Source organism: Paenibacillus validus NBRC 15382 (assembly GCF_004000985.1).
Classification (GTDB): Bacteria; Bacillota; Bacilli; order Paenibacillales; family NBRC-103111; genus Paenibacillus_G; species Paenibacillus_G validus.
Genome location: NZ_BIMH01000011.1, coordinates 42,006 through 59,669 on the forward strand (window position 1 = coordinate 42,006; position 17,664 = coordinate 59,669).

Annotated in this window: 11 protein-coding genes; all 11 read left to right on the top strand. The window is 54.4% G+C overall.

What is annotated here, in order from left to right; all coding sequences use genetic code 11:
- Positions 1 to 53 precede the first annotated feature (53 nt).
- The 11 genes from PVA01S_RS10030 to PVA01S_RS10080 all read left to right on the top strand — a co-directional run bounded on the left by PVA01S_RS10030 (position 54) and on the right by PVA01S_RS10080 (position 17,658).
- Positions 54 to 731 carry a DnaD domain protein gene (locus PVA01S_RS10030; protein WP_127607286.1) on the top strand — a complete coding sequence of 226 codons (678 nt, stop codon included), beginning with the start codon at positions 54 to 56 and terminating at the stop codon, positions 729 to 731.
- Positions 732 to 1,175: 444 nt separating this feature from the next.
- The gene (locus PVA01S_RS10035; RefSeq protein WP_127607288.1) at positions 1,176 to 2,021 is read left to right on the top strand and encodes an ABC transporter ATP-binding protein; all 846 of its coding nucleotides are present in this window, start codon (positions 1,176 to 1,178) and stop codon (positions 2,019 to 2,021) included.
- The gene (locus tag PVA01S_RS10040) at positions 2,014 to 3,081 is read left to right on the top strand and encodes an efflux RND transporter periplasmic adaptor subunit (protein ID WP_373423818.1); all 1,068 of its coding nucleotides are present in this window, start codon (positions 2,014 to 2,016) and stop codon (positions 3,079 to 3,081) included. The genes PVA01S_RS10035 and PVA01S_RS10040 overlap by 8 nt, the downstream gene beginning before the upstream one ends.
- Positions 3,081 to 5,993 (top strand): ABC transporter permease, encoded by a 2,913-nt coding sequence (locus PVA01S_RS10045; protein ID WP_127607290.1) that lies wholly within the window; start codon positions 3,081 to 3,083, stop codon positions 5,991 to 5,993. Before PVA01S_RS10040 ends, PVA01S_RS10045 begins: the two co-directional genes overlap by 1 nt.
- Before the next feature lie 7 nt (positions 5,994 to 6,000).
- A complete protein-coding gene (locus PVA01S_RS10050) occupies positions 6,001 to 6,930 on the top strand; it encodes an ABC transporter ATP-binding protein (RefSeq protein ID WP_127607292.1) in 930 nt (309 codons plus the stop codon).
- A complete protein-coding gene (locus PVA01S_RS10055; RefSeq protein ID WP_127607294.1) occupies positions 6,927 to 8,402 on the top strand; it encodes an ABC transporter substrate-binding protein in 1,476 nt (491 codons plus the stop codon). The genes PVA01S_RS10050 and PVA01S_RS10055 overlap by 4 nt, the downstream gene beginning before the upstream one ends.
- A 49-nt stretch (positions 8,403 to 8,451) precedes the next feature.
- Complete coding sequence (locus PVA01S_RS10060) at positions 8,452 to 10,671, top strand: hypothetical protein (protein ID WP_127607296.1); 2,220 nt, start codon at positions 8,452 to 8,454, stop codon at positions 10,669 to 10,671.
- A gap of 195 nt (positions 10,672 to 10,866) precedes the next feature.
- On the top strand, positions 10,867 to 11,388 hold the full coding sequence (locus PVA01S_RS10065; RefSeq protein WP_127607298.1) for a GbsR/MarR family transcriptional regulator: 522 nt from the start codon (positions 10,867 to 10,869) through the stop codon (positions 11,386 to 11,388).
- Positions 11,389 to 11,516: 128 nt separating this feature from the next.
- Entirely contained in the window at positions 11,517 to 14,615 is a 3,099-nt protein-coding gene (locus PVA01S_RS10070) for an efflux RND transporter permease subunit (protein ID WP_127607300.1), read from the top strand.
- A 51-nt stretch (positions 14,616 to 14,666) separates the two neighbouring features.
- The gene (locus PVA01S_RS10075) at positions 14,667 to 15,923 is read left to right on the top strand and encodes an efflux RND transporter periplasmic adaptor subunit (RefSeq protein WP_127607302.1); all 1,257 of its coding nucleotides are present in this window, start codon (positions 14,667 to 14,669) and stop codon (positions 15,921 to 15,923) included.
- A gap of 31 nt (positions 15,924 to 15,954) precedes the next feature.
- Positions 15,955 to 17,658 (top strand): hypothetical protein, encoded by a 1,704-nt coding sequence (locus PVA01S_RS10080; protein WP_054798723.1) that lies wholly within the window; start codon positions 15,955 to 15,957, stop codon positions 17,656 to 17,658.
- Positions 17,659 to 17,664: the final 6 nt, after the last annotated feature.

Genomic DNA, 17,664 nt, shown 5'->3' on the forward strand with positions numbered 1-17,664 from the left:
GGCCGGCGGTTCAGTTGCTCGGGTAAGGATACGTTACGGAAAGAGGGGTTGGCATGAGGGGGAACGGGCAAGAAGCGGGGGACTTTGCTGCCTTGCTGCTGGAAGGACTGCAAAGCGGCAGCGTCGAGGTGCCGTACTGGCTGCTGCAATATTATCCCCAGCTGCGTTTAGGGGAACATGAAGTGATGCTGCTGATTCATCTCATGGCGTTCAAGCAGAAGGAAGGCAAGGACTTTCCGACGCCTGAGGAGCTGTGCGCGCGGATGTCGATTGCACAAGACAAAGTGATCACAGTGCTGCAGAAGCTGATGCGGGAAGGATTCCTGCTGATCGATGAAACGAAGGATCCGGTGACGGGGGTACACAGCGAAGCCTACAACTGGTCGCCGCTGCTCAACAGGCTCGCGGCGATTCGCGCGGACGAATGGGAGGCTGCGCGCAGAGCGCAGATCGTTTCGGAGAGCGCGCGCGGGGAGCGGAAAGATATTTTTTCGATTTTCGAGAAGGAGTTCGGCCGGCCGTTGACCCCGATGGAGTTCGAATCGATCACAGGCTGGTTAGACAAGGACGGCCATCCGGAGGCATTGATCTTGGCCGGCTTGAAGGAAGCGGTGTTCGCCGGGAAAGTGCATTTCCGCTACATTGACCGCATTCTGCTCGAATGGCAGCGTAACCGGATTACATCGGTGGAACAGGCGAAGGAACATTCGCAGAAGTTCCGATCCCGGTAAGCTTTATGCAAGAAGTGCACTATCGTACAGATTCCGGTCGAGTTCAACGTGGAATTTGCGAAATATCGAGACATTCGTCCCCGGGGCGAATGTCTTTTTTCGCTTCTCGCCAAAAACACCATGGAGCCCGCCCCGAAGTACCCCTAACCTCCTTCAAGCCGTTTTGCGCCCTAACCCTTCCCCGGCTTCTTAACGATTTCTTCATATTATCTTCATATCATTTATAATTTTGTCCGGCATCATGAATGAGATATTGCCGTTTTGCGGCGCTCGCAACCCGTGGAACCCGTGCCGCAGAAACCGGAAACATGGATTGTTAATTTGGTAAATATTTTTATTTTGTTGCTGCGTGATGTGTAACCTTTTTTCCAGTTCTGTCGTCTATTTCATGTGTTCCATCAATTCTGACCGGTGGTTGAAGTTGTAAAAAAAAGGAGGGTCAACATGTTTCCAGGCTTGCGCAGAAACAAAAAACAAGCGCAGAAGCCAAGTCCCGGCGTGCCGGAGGAACCGCAATTCGGCGTCTCCTCCGAAGGCGAGCAAGTTCCCGAAGCGGCGTCCGCAGCCGAACTGGCTGCGCTAGAGCAATCGCTGCCTGCGGCGATCGATACAAGCAAGCCCTTGCTGACGGTGACCGGCGTCGAAAGGTCGTTTCCGGTTGGCGGTCAGCAGCTTCATGTCCTGAAAGGGATTGATATGTCGTTGTATCCGCTGCAGCTTGTAATGCTGAAAGGCCGGTCCGGTTCCGGCAAAACGACGCTGCTGAATTTGATCGGCGGCTTGGATCAGCCGAACCGTGGCGAGATCCGGTTCAAGGAACATCTGTTTCACCAATGCGGTGACGATGAGCGCACCTACATACGAAGAAAAGAAATCGGTTTTATATTCCAATCCTTTGCTCTAATGCCGCTCTTGTCCGCTTGGGAAAATGTGGAACTTTCCTTGCGCATGGCCGGGGTTCCCCGGGCTCAGTGGAAACCTCGCGTGACGCATTGCCTGGAGCTGGTCGGGCTTGTCAGACGGATGCACCACCGTCCCTTCGAGCTGTCCGGGGGCGAGCAGCAGCGGGTGGCGATCGCCAAGGCGATTGCGCATAAGCCGAGCTTGCTGCTGGCCGACGAACCGACCGCCGAGCTGGATTCCCAGATGGGTGCTCAAGTCATGAACGTGTTCCGGGATATTATCCGTACCGAACGCATGACGATCTGCATGACCACGCACGATCCGACAATAATGGAGGTAGCCGACCGTGTTTTCGAAATGGTGGATGGGAAATTTATTAATGCTTAAAAAGGCGGCCAAGCCGGCGGCCATCGCCTGCCTCGCCGTATCGCTAGCCGTTACGGCGGGCTGCTCGGTGCTTCCGAAAGAGGAGGAAGAAGAAACGCTGCCTGCCATCCAGCCGCCGAAGCTGTCGAAGAAGCCGGAGTACGTCGTCAAGACCGATACGCTTGAAACGAAGGTTCGCGGCTCCGGGAAGCTGATGGCGACGGTGGAGGAGGACTTATATTTTACTGATGAAACGAGCCGCCGCATTAAAAATCTGTATGTCAAAACCGGTGACACGGTAGAAAAAGGTCAAATCATCGCCGAGCTCGACGTCACCGAGCAGGAGAGCCAGCTCAAGAAGACAAGGCTGCAGACGCGCAGGGATGAGCTGGCCATGATCGAGACGCTGCGCAATGCCGACGGCAAGAGCGCCGAAGAGGTCGAGCAGGCGAAGATCGATTTCGAGCTGAAGCGCGAGGAATTGAATAAGCTGGAGAGCACGATTGCCAATGCGAAGCTGACGGCCCCATTCTCCGGTACGATTGTGTCGGTGTATGTGAAGAAGGGCGATACGGCGAAGGCGTATGATGCGATCGTCACCATCGCCGATCTGTCACAGCTCACCGTTGCCGCAACGCTCAGCCAGGACGACCTGAAGAAGGTCGCCGTCGGGATGGAGGTTGTGGTCGACGTCAACGCGGCCGGACAGTATAAAGGGACGGTGCAGCAGCTGCCGAATCCGAAAGATCCGAACAGCGGGGGTGGCGGCAGCGGATTCCCCGGCGAAGGGCAGAAACAGCCTGACTCTATCGAAAATTACATGATTGTCAAGCTCGATCCGTTTCCGGAGGGGCTGAACCGGGGCACGATGTTAGGCGTCTCGGTCATTACGCAGCGCAAAGAGAATGCGGTGATCATTCCGCTGGCGGCGCTTCGTTCGTATTCGGGACGCAACTATGTGCAGGTCGTAGACGATAAAGGCAACAAGCGAGAGGTGGACGTGGAGCTCGGCCAGCAAACCTCCACCGATGTGGAAATTGTGAAAGGTTTGACGCCGGGACAGAAAGTAGTGGGTCGCTGATGCTGATGTTCCGTTTCTTGTTTCGCAAAATGTGGAACACCCGCTGGCTGACGTTAAGCACGTTGATCGGCTTGATCATGGCGGTCGCCTTCACGACCAGCATCCCGATGTACGCGGACGGTTCGCTGAAGCGCGTCGTCGCCAAATCGCTGGAAGAAAAAAGCGGCGGTTTGCCGGCAGGCTCGGTCATGATCCGTTATCAAGCGAGCGGCAGCGACCGTGCCGAGCTTAGCGATTTGAACGGTGTCGATGCGTTTATTCGGGAGGACCTGCCGAAGGACATCGCGTTTCCGCACCAGGCTTTCGTACGGACGTATTCGATTCGCGGCTCGCAGGTGTCGCCCGACGATCCGTCGAAGGTCGATCCGAGCAAGCGCAGACAGCTGACGCTGATGGCGCAGACCGGACTGAAGGAGCAGGTGGAGCTGACGCAAGGCACGTGGTTTGCGGAGCAGCCCCAAGGCGGGGCGGTCGAAGTCGTCATGTTCGAGGAGGCGCTCTACCGGGGCGATATGCATGTGGGGGACGTCTTCACATACCCGATCTCCGGAGGGCTCGGCATCGCTCCGCTCAAGATTAAGATCGTCGGCGCGTTCAAACCGCTCTCCGGCTCTGATCCCTACTGGTACCAAGGACTGGAAGGCTTGCTCAGCTCCACGTTCATGAGCGAAGCCGGTTTTCAGGATTATATATTGAACAATAAAAAGATTCCGCTGAACTTGGCGAACTGGTATTATGCGTTCGATTTACGCGACATCCAAACGAGCCAGCTGGCGGGTTTGGAGCGGAAGCTGGAGCGTCTTGACATCACGCTGTTCCAGATGCTCAAAAACACGAGAGTGGACATCTCGTTCATCCCGCTGCTGCAGGAATTTAAAGTGCAGAGCTTGCAGCTGCAAATCTTGCTGTTCACGCTGGCGGCGCCCATGATCGCCATGGTGTTCTATTACATCGTCATGAACGCGAGGCAGTCGCTCGACCGGCAGCGAACCGTAATCGCGGTCATTCGCAGCCGGGGCGGCAGCACAGGGCAAATTATATGGATCTATTTGCTGGAAGGACTGCTTCTCGGCGCAGCCGCTCTGCTTCTTGGACCGCTGCTCGGCTGGTTGATGGCCAAGAGCATCGGCTCCTCCAGCGGTTTTCTCACGTTCGTCGACCGCAAGGCCGTGCCGGTCGGCGTCTCGATGGAAGCGCTGCTGTACGGTGCGGCGGCCGTCGTCATTGCGATACTGGCCAGCGTTATACCGGCCATCGTGTTTGCACGGGCATCGATCGTCAGCTATAAGCAGAAGCTGGCGCGCTCCGATCGGCGGCCGTTTTGGCAAAAGTGGTTTCTCGACGTGCTGCTGCTTGGTCTTGTGGGCTACGGCTACTACTTGTTCGGGCAGAGGCAGGATTTGTTCAGCCGCACGGGCATGACCACCGATCAGCTGCAGGTGCATCCGCTGTTGTTTTTTATCCCGGCTTTGTCGATTATTGCGCTCGGTCTGTTTTTCCTGCGCGTCTTCCCGTGGCTGCTGCGCTTCGGCAATTGGCTGGGCAAACGGGTACTGCCGGTTCCCGTCTACTTGACGCTGACGCAGCTGTCCCGCTCGTCGACGGCCTATTACCCGTTAATGATCTTGCTTATTCTTACCCTTGGACTCGGCGTGTATAACGCCTCGGCTGCGCGAACGATCGACTTGAACTCGACCGACCGCATCTTGTACGCCTACGGTACCGATGTCGTCATGCGCGCCGATTGGCAGGCCGTCTCCGACGAGCTGCCGAGTCCGCAGCAAGGAGGCGGTCAAGGCGGTCAAGGCCAGGGCGGTCAGGGTCAGGGCCAAGGCCAGGGCGGTCAAGGGCAGGGCCAAGGCGGCCAAGGACAGCCCGGCGCACCGGGCAGCGGCAATGAGCCCCCTCCGAAGCTGCGCTACATCGAGCCTCCTTTCGAAGTGTTCCGCGAGCTGGAGGGCGTCGAGCATGCGGCTCGGGTCTTGACGGCCAAGAGCAACGTCGTCGTTTCCGGCAAGTCGCTCGGCCAAGGCATGCTCATGGGCATCGACAATGTAGACTTCGCCCATGTCGGCTGGTTCCGTAAAGATTTGTTCCCGATTCATCAAAATCTGTATTTAAACCTGCTCGGTCAGTATGAACAGGCAGTGATCATCCCGACTTCGTTCGCCGAGAAGCATCACATCAAACCCGGCGACCTGATGAATATTACCGTTTCCGGCCAACCGGTCGAATTCGTCGTCGTTGCGGCCGTCCCTTACTGGCCGAGTCAATATCCGGATGAAATGCCATTCTTTATCGCCAATCTGGAATACGTATACGATCAGGCGCCGATTACGCCGTACGACGTGTGGCTGAAGATGAAGGACGGGGCGAAGGTGGCTCCGCTGCTCGAGTCGCTGGCGGCGAAGAACGTCGATATCGCAACCGTGAAGGATGTGCGCAACGAACTGATCACCCAGAAGAAGCATCCGGCAAGGGGCGGGGTATTCGGCATATTGAGCCTTGGGTTTCTCGTGTCCGTGTTCGTTTCCTTGATCGGGTACATTCTTTACTGGTTCTTCAACCTATCGAGCCGTGTTGTCCAGTTCGGCGTGCTGCGCGCGATGGGGCTGTCCCGCAGGCAGTTAACCGGGATGCTACTGCTGGAGCAGGCGTTTACGGCAGGTCTGGCGATTGCGCTCGGTTTCGGCATCGGCAAGCTGACGAGTTATTTGTTCCTGCCTTTTCTGCAAACCGCTGAGAACGTCAAGACGCAAGTTCCGCCGTTTCGCGTTATCTTCGATTCGCGCGATACAGGCCAGCTGTACGTCGTCGTCGGCGTCATGATGCTGACGGGTGCGGCGCTGCTGTTCCTGCACATCCGGCGTTTGCGTGTGCATCAAGCCGTGAAGCTCGGAGAGGAGAAGTGAGGCTGCAGTGATTCATTGCGAAGGACTCGTCAAAATCTACAAGACCGACGATCTCGAGGTCGTCGCCCTGCAAGGCTTGAATATCGAGGTCGCTCCGGGCGAGATGATGGCGATTATCGGCAACAGCGGAAGCGGGAAATCGACGCTGCTCAACATATTGGGCGGCTTGGACCGTCCTTCCGCGGGACAGGTGAGGGTCGGCGAATGGAATTTGCTGAAAATTACCGATGACGAGCTTGTGAAGTACAAGCGGAAAACGGTTGGTTTCATCTGGCAAAACAATGCGCGCAATTTGATTCCGTACTTAACCGCGCTGGAGAACGTAGAGATGCCGATGATGCTGAGCGGTACCTACGACCGCGCTTACGCGCGTCAGCTGCTCGAGTGGGTCGGCTTGAAGGAACGCATTCATAACAAGCTGCAGCAGCTTTCCGGCGGAGAACAGCAGCGGGTGGCGATCGCCATAGCGTTGGCGAACCGGCCGTCGCTGCTGCTTGCGGACGAACCGACCGGTTCTGTCGATACGCGAACGTCCGATATGATCATGGATATTTTTCGCCGGCTGAATACGGAGCTTGGGGTCACCATTGTGATCGTCACGCACGATATGACGCTGGCGGGTAAAGTGGACCGTGTCGTGGCGATTCGCGACGGCATGACGAGCACCGAGTTTATTAAACGCAACCCGGACCTCGATCGGGCGGGAGCGGAGTCGGCTGCCTCGCTGGGGGGCGTACATGAGGAGTATGTCGTGCTCGACCGCGCGGGCCGGCTGCAAATTCCCGCCTCGTACTTGAAGTCGCTTGGGATCGAGGGCAAAGCGTCTATGGAATTCGATGGAGAGAAAATCATTATCAAAACGCCGAAGCTGCTGGATGATGTGCAGGCACCGTCAAACTTCGGAGAGAAGAAACCAATCGGAGGGGTAAAACGATGAATAAACGACTGAAACAAACGATGCTGCTTTCGCTCGGCGTCGGCTTAATGGTACCGATGCTGCAGGCTTGTACGAAAGCGGGCGGCTCCGACGACAATACGGAGAAGGTGCTGCGCATCGCGACGACGATGTACAGCGGGCCGGACGGCGAATATTTCCGCCAGCGGTTTACCGAGCTTTACGAATTCGCCAACAAGAACGTCAAAATCGAAGTGATTCCGACCTACGATGAGAAGTACATGTATGGGTATGTCCAGCCTGACCCGAAAGAAAAGCCGGAGGACCCGTTAGCCAAGCTAAAGGAGCTTATGCAGGGCGACAATCCGCCGGACGTCGTCGTGTTCGGCTACGAGCAGCTGGAAGACTTGATAGCCGACAACCTGCTTACGCAGCTTGACCCGATGATAACGAAGGACAAATTCGACACGAGCGACATCGTGCCTGCTGTTATAGACGGCATCAAGAAGCTTGGCGACGGTAAAATTTACGGCTTGTCCCCGACGTTCAACTCTTCGGCGGTCATCTACAACAAGAAGATATTCGACGAAGCGGGTGTCGAGTACCCGACGGACAAGATGACCTGGCAGCAAATGTTTGACCTGTCCCGCCGGGTAGCCAAAGGCGAAGGCGCGGACCGCAAATACGGCTTCTCGTTCTCGACCTACAACATGGGCGGTGATATGACCTACGCGACGCAAATGTACACGGCTCCGCTGCAGCTGCGCATGTTCGACGAGCAGGGCGAGAAGATGACGGTGAACACCGACCAATGGGAGAACGTCTGGAAAACGATGCTGCAGCTCAAAACCGAGAAGCTCCTGCCGGAGCAGCTCGATATGTCGCAAATGAGACAGATGGATCAGCAGCAAACGTATAATCCGTTCCAGCACGACGACTTTTTATCCGGCCGTGTAGCGATGTCGATCATCAACTACGGCGAACTGGATCGCGTCATCAATGCGATGAAGAACGCGGAGGGCATTAAAGGCTTTACTCCGTTCGATTGGGACGTGGTAACGCTGCCGGTGCATGAAGAGGCGCCGGACGTCGGCGGGTTCATGGGTATGGAAGGCGTCATGGCGATCAATTCGAAGGCACAAAATGCAGCCGAAGCCTGGAAGTTCATCCAGTTCGTGAACGGCGAAGACTGGGCCAAGTTGAAAGCAAGCAGCAATCATAATATCGTCTCCCGTCAGAAGTACATTAAGAAGAAAGATGGCATCGAATTTAACCTGAAGGCGTTCACGACGCTGACGCCGGCGCTGATGCTTGACAACAAGCTGTACCGCGAGCGACAAAACCTGTATCGCGTGAACGAAATCGGCTCCCGCCTGCTCCAGGAAGTCTCGCAGGGCAAACTGCAGGTTCGTGACGCGTTAAAGCAATGGGAGACGGAAGGCAACCAGCTGCTGCAAAAAATTAAAGAAAACCCGAACGGTCCGATCGACATGCCGATGCCGATGGCGGGGTGAGGGTTTTATTGGGCAAGCGACTTCACCTTAGAGGAGGAAAGCAACGAACATGAATCAAAGACGTAAACGTGTCAACAGGGCTTGCTTGTGGTTTCTAGCTTCCGCCTTGACGCTGGGCAGCGCCGTTCCCGCTTTTGCGGCGGACGGCCCGGCCGGCGGAACATCCAGCTCCACCGTGCTTTCGACGGGCAATGCGCCGTCGATCGGGCAAGTGAGCGTGAACGGCAACAGCACGTTCGAGGTGAAAAACTTATCGATGCTGCCGGAACAGGGCAGCAAGACTGTCATTTTCACCTTAACGGTCCATAACAACGGGACGAGCGACTTGCAGTTCATCGATTATTGGGTCCGGCTGCGTACGGCTTCCGGCAACCAGATTACGGTGAAGGTGCTCCCGCAGGATAAGGACAAAAACCGGATTACCCCGAAATCGAGTCAGGATATCGGGTTTTATGCGACGGTCAATGAAACGACACAGTTGAATGACCTTATTTTTGAGATTATCCAATGGGATTTCAGTCAAGCGAACTTCGAACGCAAGCTTGGGGAGGTGCAGGTGCCGGACGACTACAGCATCGTGACCCCGGCAGGCGCTCCTCGAACGATTCAAATGAACGGAAACCCGGTCAAGACGCAAATTGAGAAAGTGTATGTCGGAAAAAACGAGAAAAACTACACGCCGACGATCGTGCTGAATATGGCCAATACAGGCAGTCGAAGCGTGGCCGTGCCGACCTATCAATATTTAATTCGAACGAGCGAAGGCTACATGTACCCGCTGAATCCGAAAGGCGCGAAAGAGCTGACCATCCTTCCGCAGACGGATAAGGATATCGAACTGACGGGATCGGTGCCTGTTTCCTTATCTAAGGAAGGGTGGCAGCTGGTGATCGTCCAGAATGCGGCCGATCTCAAGCTGAACCTTCCTGTCGCGTATTACACGCTACCTGCCGTATCGGAACCCGACAGCGTCGGTACGGGCGTCGCGTACGATTTCACCAACAAGGACGGTACGTATTCGGCGGAGCTGAATGCGGTTCAAAGAATGCCGTGGGAAGATCAGGACATTCTGGCAGCGAAGCTGCTGCTCGGCAACAAAGGAACGGAATCGCTGCCATTACCGGACCTAACCGGGTATTTTATGCTGGACGACAACATCAAAGTGGAAGCCAAGCTGATTCGTACGGATAAGGTCATTGGTCTGGCGGCCGGCGGGAGTGCGCAGTACCAGTTTATCGGGAAAATTCCGTACACGTACGAGTTCGCCAAAGCGAAGCTCGTTCTCCAGGAAAAGGCTGCAGTCGGCGGCGGCTCCGGGGGAACCGGCGGCACGGACGGGGGCGGCTCGACGGACAGCGCGAGCTCGGAGGATTTGCTCGAATTCGAGCACAGCTCGGAGCTGATGAGCATCCCGCTTAACAACGTCGGCGAAACGTACAAAGTGACGAGCGTTGGGCGCAGCGCCAGCTACAAGGTGCGCAAGCTGACGACATACACCGGCGACACGGCCGATACGATCGCCGTCCAGCTGGAAGCGGTCAATGAAGAGAAGCGGTATAACAGCGTGTCGAAGCTGGTCGGATACTTCAAAACAGCGGACGGCACCGTTCTCCCGGCGACCTTCGGCGAGATCAAGAACAAGATCAGCCCGGGAGGAACGGCCCTGCTGCTCATGTCGAGCGTCATTCCGAAAGGGATGGATACGAATGGGCTGCAGCTGATGATCGGCGATGCGGTCACGCAAGACAAGCTGACCGAAGGCGAGAATAAGCCGGACGCTTACGTGAACGCCGCGTCGTTCTGGCTGCCGGCCGAGCAGAAGGAAGTGCAGCCGAAGCTGCTGAACATCGATCTGGCGCCGTATAAGCTGTCGATGAGTAAGATTCATACGCGCGGAGACCAAGAGGGCATTCACTTGTTTTTCGATTATGAGCTGAGCAAGAACCTGCTGAACGAAACGAACGTCGAGGGGCGCAAACTCGTTATTTCCTTGGAAGATCGTGAAGATCGCGTTAAGTTCAGCTGGGATTTCGATTTTAAAGACTTTGAGAATTCGGATACGTCGAATGGCAGCGACCCTTCGCAAAATATAACAGGCAAACTGCTGCTCGGCAAGAAAGAAAAGTTTAGATTGGATAAAAATGACAGTAATTTCATTTATTTGGTCTCGTACCTCAAAGATTACGATCTGAAGGTATACGAATCGATCAACGGTCATAAGAAGCTGCTAGCCTCTCAAAAAATTACCTGGTTTGAAACGACGGACTAATTCATCGTAACCGTGCTTGCTCAGTTTCGTATAACTGACAGGCGCGGTTTTTTTAACATAATGCTCACAGAATTGAACACTTGGTTAATTTTATGTGGAACATATTGACAGAGGGGGTTGTTGCACAGTAAGTTATTATCGTTAACAATTTTGTTAACGGCGGAAACATACATAACCCTGAGGAGTCTATGTAAGATGAATTCACCACCTGTTTCGTTCTCAGACCTGAAGCGTTCGGAAAGCAACGTGATGTCTCTATCCTTCGAATCTGAGGGCTATAGTCCGCTGGTCGGTAAAATTTTCTCGCTGCTGCTGTTCGCATCCGAGCCGGTCAGTCTGCAGGAAATGGCCGATCAATTGGGTGTGACGAAAGCGGCCGTCAGCGTGCAGGTGCGCACCCTGGAGAAAAACGCGCTATGCACCAAGCTTGCCACCAGCAGCGACCGTAAAGATTATTACTACATCTCAGACGACGTCAACATCATCACGCTTCGAGGGACGAGGCAAAAGATTGAAATTTATAATCGCCACGTTCAAACGACGCTGGAGACGATGGAAACCATCGAGGATCTCCCGCCCGAAGAACGCGCCTCCTACGAGGTTGCCAAGCGGAGGTACAAGGAAGCAGTGGCGATGTATCAGCTTATTTTATCGCGGCTGGAAGGCATCGAAGAGGAGTGGCAGCTCGTGAAACAAAAGCTTGAAGAAGAAGCTTGAAGAAGAAGCTTGACGAAAAAGTTTGACGAAGGATCGCCTTCTAGCCGAAAAACATTTTCAAAAAAATGAAGGGGACCCTCCGAAAGCTGCGTCTAAGTTGTCAGCATTTCTAATGGAGGAGTAGAGAGATGAATCAATTAACAAGTTTTTCCATGAAGAACATCACGGCCGTTATCATCATTGTTCTTCTCTTATTCGGAGGCGGGGCCTACGCGGCGACGACGCTGAAAGTAGAAAGCATGCCGGATATCTCGTTTCCGGTCGTCCTCGTCAACACGCAATATACGGCGCCCCCGAAGGACGTGCTCGAAGACGTCACGAAACCGCTGGAGAAGGCGGTCGCGAGTCTCGAAGGGATTAAAAATTTGAAGTCCACGTCCAGCGATAATTTTTCGCAAATCGTGATCGAGCTTGAACAGAGCATCAAGGCAGACGACGCCAAGAAGGACGTAGAGAGCTTGATCGCCAACGTCAAGTTGCCTTCCGCCTCGGAAAAGCCGAAAGTGCAAACGTTTGGTTTCGCTTCCGAGCCCGTATACTACTTGTCGGTTTACGCCAAGAACGGGATGAGTCAGCAAGAGCTTGACAAAGTGTACAAAGACGTCATTTTGCCGGGCTTCAACGCCATGAAAGGGATCGACCACGTAGATTCGATCGGCAACCAGGAATCCGTGCTGACGATGAAGCTGAACGCGAACGCGATCCAGAACTATGGCCTGACCCCGTCGCAGGTGTCGCAAAACATTCGGGCCGCTTTGATGACGAGTCCTGCGGGAACGGTCGACTTTAACGGGAACGAGCAGATGGTTCGCGTGAAGAGCGATTTGAACACGATTTACAATTTGGAGAATATGAAAATTACCGCCCCTACCGGTACGACCTTGCTGCTGAAGGATATCGCGAAAGTGGAAGCAATCACGGAATCCACCTTCTTGTCCCGTCTTAACGGTCAACCGGCGATCGGCGTGCGCTTGTTCAAGACGAAAAATGCCAATGCCGTCGAGTTTGGCAACGAAGCCGATAAGCTGATGGAAGGCTGGAAGAAGGATTACCCGAACATCACCTTCCAAGCGATCTACAACGGCGCGCTTGACATTAAAGAGTCGATCAACGGGATGTTGAAGGAGGGAGCGCTCGGTGCGATTTTGGCTTCGGTCATGATCCTGCTCTTCCTTAGAAATGTTCGGATGACCATTATCGTTTTAGTCTCAATCCCGTTATCAACTTTAATTACATTGCTTATCATGGCGCCGCTCGGCATCTCGTTGAACATTATGACACTGGGCGGCATGGCGATCGCCATCGGCCGGGTCGTCGACGACAGTATCGTCGTTATCGAGAATATATACAGCCAGCTGCAAAAGGCGCAGGAGCGAAACGAGTCGGTCATCAAGCTGGCCACCGCCCAAGTTTCGTCGGCCATTACCTCGTCGACGATTACGACGGTAGGGGTATTCGGACCGATCGCATTCGTCAGCGGCGTACTGGGCGAAGTGTTCCGCCCGTTCGCGATTACGCTGTCCGTGGCGCTGTTGTCCTCGCTCTTGGTTGCGGTCACCGTAATCCCGATGCTGGCTAAGCTGCTTGTGCTCGGCAGCAAGAACATCAAAGCTCACGACGAGGCTCCCGTCGGCAAACTAACGCTTACATATAAGAAGGCTTTGACCTGGTCGCTTCGCAACCGGATCAAGACGCTGCTCATCGCCATGCTGGCGCTCGTCATATCCGTCGCCGGTACGGTGCCTTTCCTGGCTTCGGGCTTCATGCCGGAGAGCGAATCGGATAAGATGCTGATGTTGACGATCAAAATGCCTCGCGAAACGACAATCGAAACGATGAACGAGAAAGTGAAGGAAATCGAGAAGATGATGTTCGAATCGAAGGATTCGGCGGGTCAGCCGACGTTCGATTATGTGGAATCGTCCATCGGCTACAACGGGGGATCGGACCGGATCGCCTACCGTTCTTCGTTCTTTGCGGTCGCTTCCGCGAACTCTAATGCGAAGGATGTCGTTCAGGATTTTAAGAAGAACATCGAATACTTGCTGCCGAAAGGCTCCGAGGTTGACGGTTCGGTGCTTTCCATGGGAGGACCTCCTTCCGGCGGCGCTGACTTCAACTATGTGTTGAAAGGGGACGATCTGAACTATTTGCGTGAGGCCGCGCAATTGGTCCGCGACAAAATGAAAGAGTTCCCGGAAATGATTGATATTAAAGACAGCTTGAGCGAGTCGAAGCAAGAAATCGAAATTAGCGTCGATCAAAACAAAGCCAGATTGTTCGGCCTCTCTTCGGCGCAAATTATGGAAGGCGTGCACTCCTGGCTGGCAGAGGAAAAAATCGGCGATTTGAAATTCGACAACGCAACGTTTGAAACGAAGGTCATGCTCGATCCTAGCTTCAAAAACTCGGTCGATAAAATCGGCAGCTTTACGATCATTACGCCTTCCGGCTCCAAGGTTGCGCTGAATGAGGTGGCGAAAGTGCGCCAGATTGAGGCTCCGGTCTCCATCACGCGAGAGCAGCAGGAGCAGTATGTGAACGTAACGGCCAGGATCGATTCGATCGACAAAGGCGGCGTCAGCGCGAAAATTTCGGCAGCGCTTAATACATTAGAGCTGCCTCCGGGCGTACGGACGCAGGTAAAGGGCGTGACGGACGACATTCAAACGAGCTTTAACCAAATGTTTATTGCGATGATTGCTTCCGTCTTCATTGTGTATCTGATCATGGTACTTGCCTTCGGCAACGGCACCGCGCCGCTCGCCATCCTGTTCTCGCTTCCGCTTGCGGCTATCGGGGGGCTGATTGCCTTGCTGATTACAGGCGAATCCATCAATATTACGTCGCTGATCGGCTTCCTTATGCTGATCGGGGTCGTCGTAACGAACGCCATCGTTCTCGTCGACCGGGTACAGCAGCTGCGCGAAGAAGGATACGAAGTCCGCGAAGCGTTAATTGAAGCAGGCCTGACGCGTCTTCGTCCGATCATTATGACGGCCGGCGCTACCATTATCGCCTTGATGCCGCTGGCTCTCGGACTGTCCAAGGGGGCGCTGATTTCCAAAGGTCTTGCTGTCGTCGTTATCGGCGGGTTGACGACTTCTACGCTCCTGACACTCGTTGTCGTACCGGTCGCTTACGATTTAATTAACGGAGTTGTCCGCCGCTTGTTCCGCAAAAAAAATAAAGCTGTCGACGTCACTGCGACAACGGCTGCTCATTAAACCTGAATCAGGGTTTGTTGATTGACAGAGAGGGAAAAGGAGAATCGGTCCATGAATTCGACAATGAAGTCTACGTTGAAACACAGCACCAAAGTGGCGGGAGCCGTTGTGATCTGCACGGCGCTCATCGCGGGCTGTTCCGCACAACCGGCAGCTCAGCCGACGGCTGCCAATGCTGCCGAATCGCAATTGAAGGTCGTGAAAGTCTCACCGGTGGAGAAGAAGAAAATCGGGGATCCGCTTGAGCAAGTGGCCGATGTCGTCGCCTCCGTCCAAATGGATGTAATCACGAAAGTGAACGGCGATGTGCTCGAAATTTTGAAAAAACGCGGCGATGTGGTCGAGAAGGGCGATGTGCTGTTCCGCCTTGATCCGACGGATTTGCAAATTTCCAAAGAGAAGGCGCAAATCGCATTGAACGGCAGCCAGCAGCAATTGGCCAAAACCCGTAAGGATTTGGCTGACGGCAAACAAGATATGGTGAACGGCATCGCAAAGCTGGAAGCCGCGGTCCGGGATACCGAGAAAACCTATAACAAAATGCGCAACGATTATGACCTTGGTCTTGTGACCAAATTTCAGCTGGAGCAGCTTGAAACCCAACTGAACAACTTGAAGCTGGATCTTGAAAGCTCCCGCCAAAAGCTGAAAACGTTCGAGTCTACGAATCAACTCGCCCAGCTGGAGCAAGGCGTGCAGACGGCCGATGTGACGGTTCGCGAATTGGAGCGCAGCCTGAACAACACGGAGGTGAAAGCGACGGCCAGTGGGGTATTGACGGATTTGCCTGTGGAAATCGGGATGACGCTTAGTCCGGGCTTCAAGGGAGCGACGATTCAACAGCTCGACCCGGTGAAAATTAAAGCGGAGCTAACCGAAGAGGCGGCTCAACTGATCCGCGGCAAGCAGGAGCTCGAATTCTACGTTCCGGGCGAAACGGAGCGGGCGAAGGCGAAAGTCGTTTATTTGGCGGATGTCATGGGCGCACAATCCAAATCGTACGCTCTGGAGCTGGAAGTGGCGAATGCTGATCGGAAATTAAAACCGGGCATGAAGGCGCAAGTGTTGTTGACCGATGACAACGATCAAGTCGTGGTGACGGTTCCTACGCTTAGCGTCGTGCGGGAAGGAAGCGAAACGTTCGTCTTCGTCCTGGTCGGCGACACGGCGGAGAAGCGCAAAGTGGAGCTCGGCCGTTTGAACGAGACCATTCAAGAGATTATCTCGGGCGTTAAGGAAGGCGAGCAGTTGATCGTTTCCGGCCAAAACCAACTCAAAGATAAAGAAAAAGTGCAGCTGGCGAAGTAAGGCCAGAGCGGACTTGACAGGAGGAAAACAAGTGAACAACAAACTGAAATTATCTGTAGCATCCGTCGTAATTTCTGTCTCCCTTCTCGGTACCGGCTATTCGGCTCTTGCGGCCGATTCGGCCGCTGCCGGAGCGCCGGCTGTCGTTTCCTATAAGTTGACTGATTTGCTGGACGTTGAAGTGAAGGGTGTATTGAACGAGCGTGTCGATGCGGGTACGCGGATCGGCGTAGTCGTGAGATTGAAAAATAACGGCAGCGCCATTACGCGCGTACCGGACTACGAACTGCGCGTTAGAACGAACGAAGGCATCGAGTATACGCTGCAGGGCAGCGCAGCCAATGCCAAATCGCTTCAACCGAAAGCGACGACGGAATTAAGCTACATGACGACGATCGACCGGACGGACGAGGTCGTCTTGTCTCAAGTGAACTGGACGGATGTCGATTATTACGTGTATCCGAAGAAAGAGACGCTGATCGTCGGCATACCGGTTCAGGGTGTCTCTTGGCAAGGCAGCGACACGACGATCACGGATCCGGCGGCGTTGAAGAAATGGTCGGAATCGTTTACGATCCCGGGACTGATCTCGCCGCTGCAATACACACCGGTTTCTTTGAACAAGGAATCGACTGAACAGGGCACCGTGATTGTCGTTCAATTGCTGGCTTACAACCCGACGGGCAAGCGGGAAACGATCCCGGCCTTCGGAATCGACGGCAAGAGCGCCAGCAAGGTTTACGAAGGTTCCCGTGTAGAGCAGCGCAGCCTCGTACTGGAACCGAAGGAAGAGAAATATATTCATTATGCGATTCCAGTCGATCAGGATACAACGATCGAAAGCTTTAACGTGCTGACCCGGGAGTCGTTCGCGCAAGCGGGCGGCGTTACGAATTTCAATGTCGGCCGACTGAATATCATACTGCCTTCGAACGCAGTAACGACAGGCGTTGCCGCGTATAAGATCGGGACGCCGATTGCGTTCGACAAGCTGAGCGAGCTGATTCATCCGGATATGCAAGTGTCGGTTGTCGAGTTTGTGATGGACGAGAACGAAGAGGCCGGCAACAAACATGTAACGGCCAAATTTAAATTGACGAATAACTCCAGCAAACCGGTTGCGCTGCCAACGTTCCAAGCGGATCTGGTTAGCACGGACGGTTACGAATATGCCGGAAGCCGTCAGAACGTCGTCACGCGGACGGTCATGCCGAACTCTTCGCTGACGGTCAGCTACAGCTTCACAGTGCCGGTATCGGAGAAAGGCAATGGGCTTGTCATGAAGATCCAGGATACGACGTCCGCTGCCCCTTACAAATCGACGGTTGCCGTGTTCTCGACGGAGCTTCAAGCTCCTGAGAAAGGCAAATTCAGCCTATATCCGTTCGATGTGAAGGTGAAGGATTGGCATCTCGTTTCCGATTACGGCCCGACGACGCAATACCGTTATGCGTACCGTCTGAAGCTGGATCTGGCGATTCAGCGCGATGAGCAGGTTCAGTTAGACCCGAACTTCTCGAATCTGTTCTTCGAGCTGTACGATTCCTCCGACCGCCTTGTCGGCTCGGCAAGCGGAAGCCTGTACGGAACCGGGCGTCTGGTGAACGGGGAGAACAACATCACGATTAACGGAGCTTCGGAAACGTTTGATCCAAGAATGAAAGTTCGCATTTATGAAACGTTCCAAACGCCTGCGGGCGAAGCGAAACGGTTACTCGCCGAGTTTAAGCAATAATTCCGC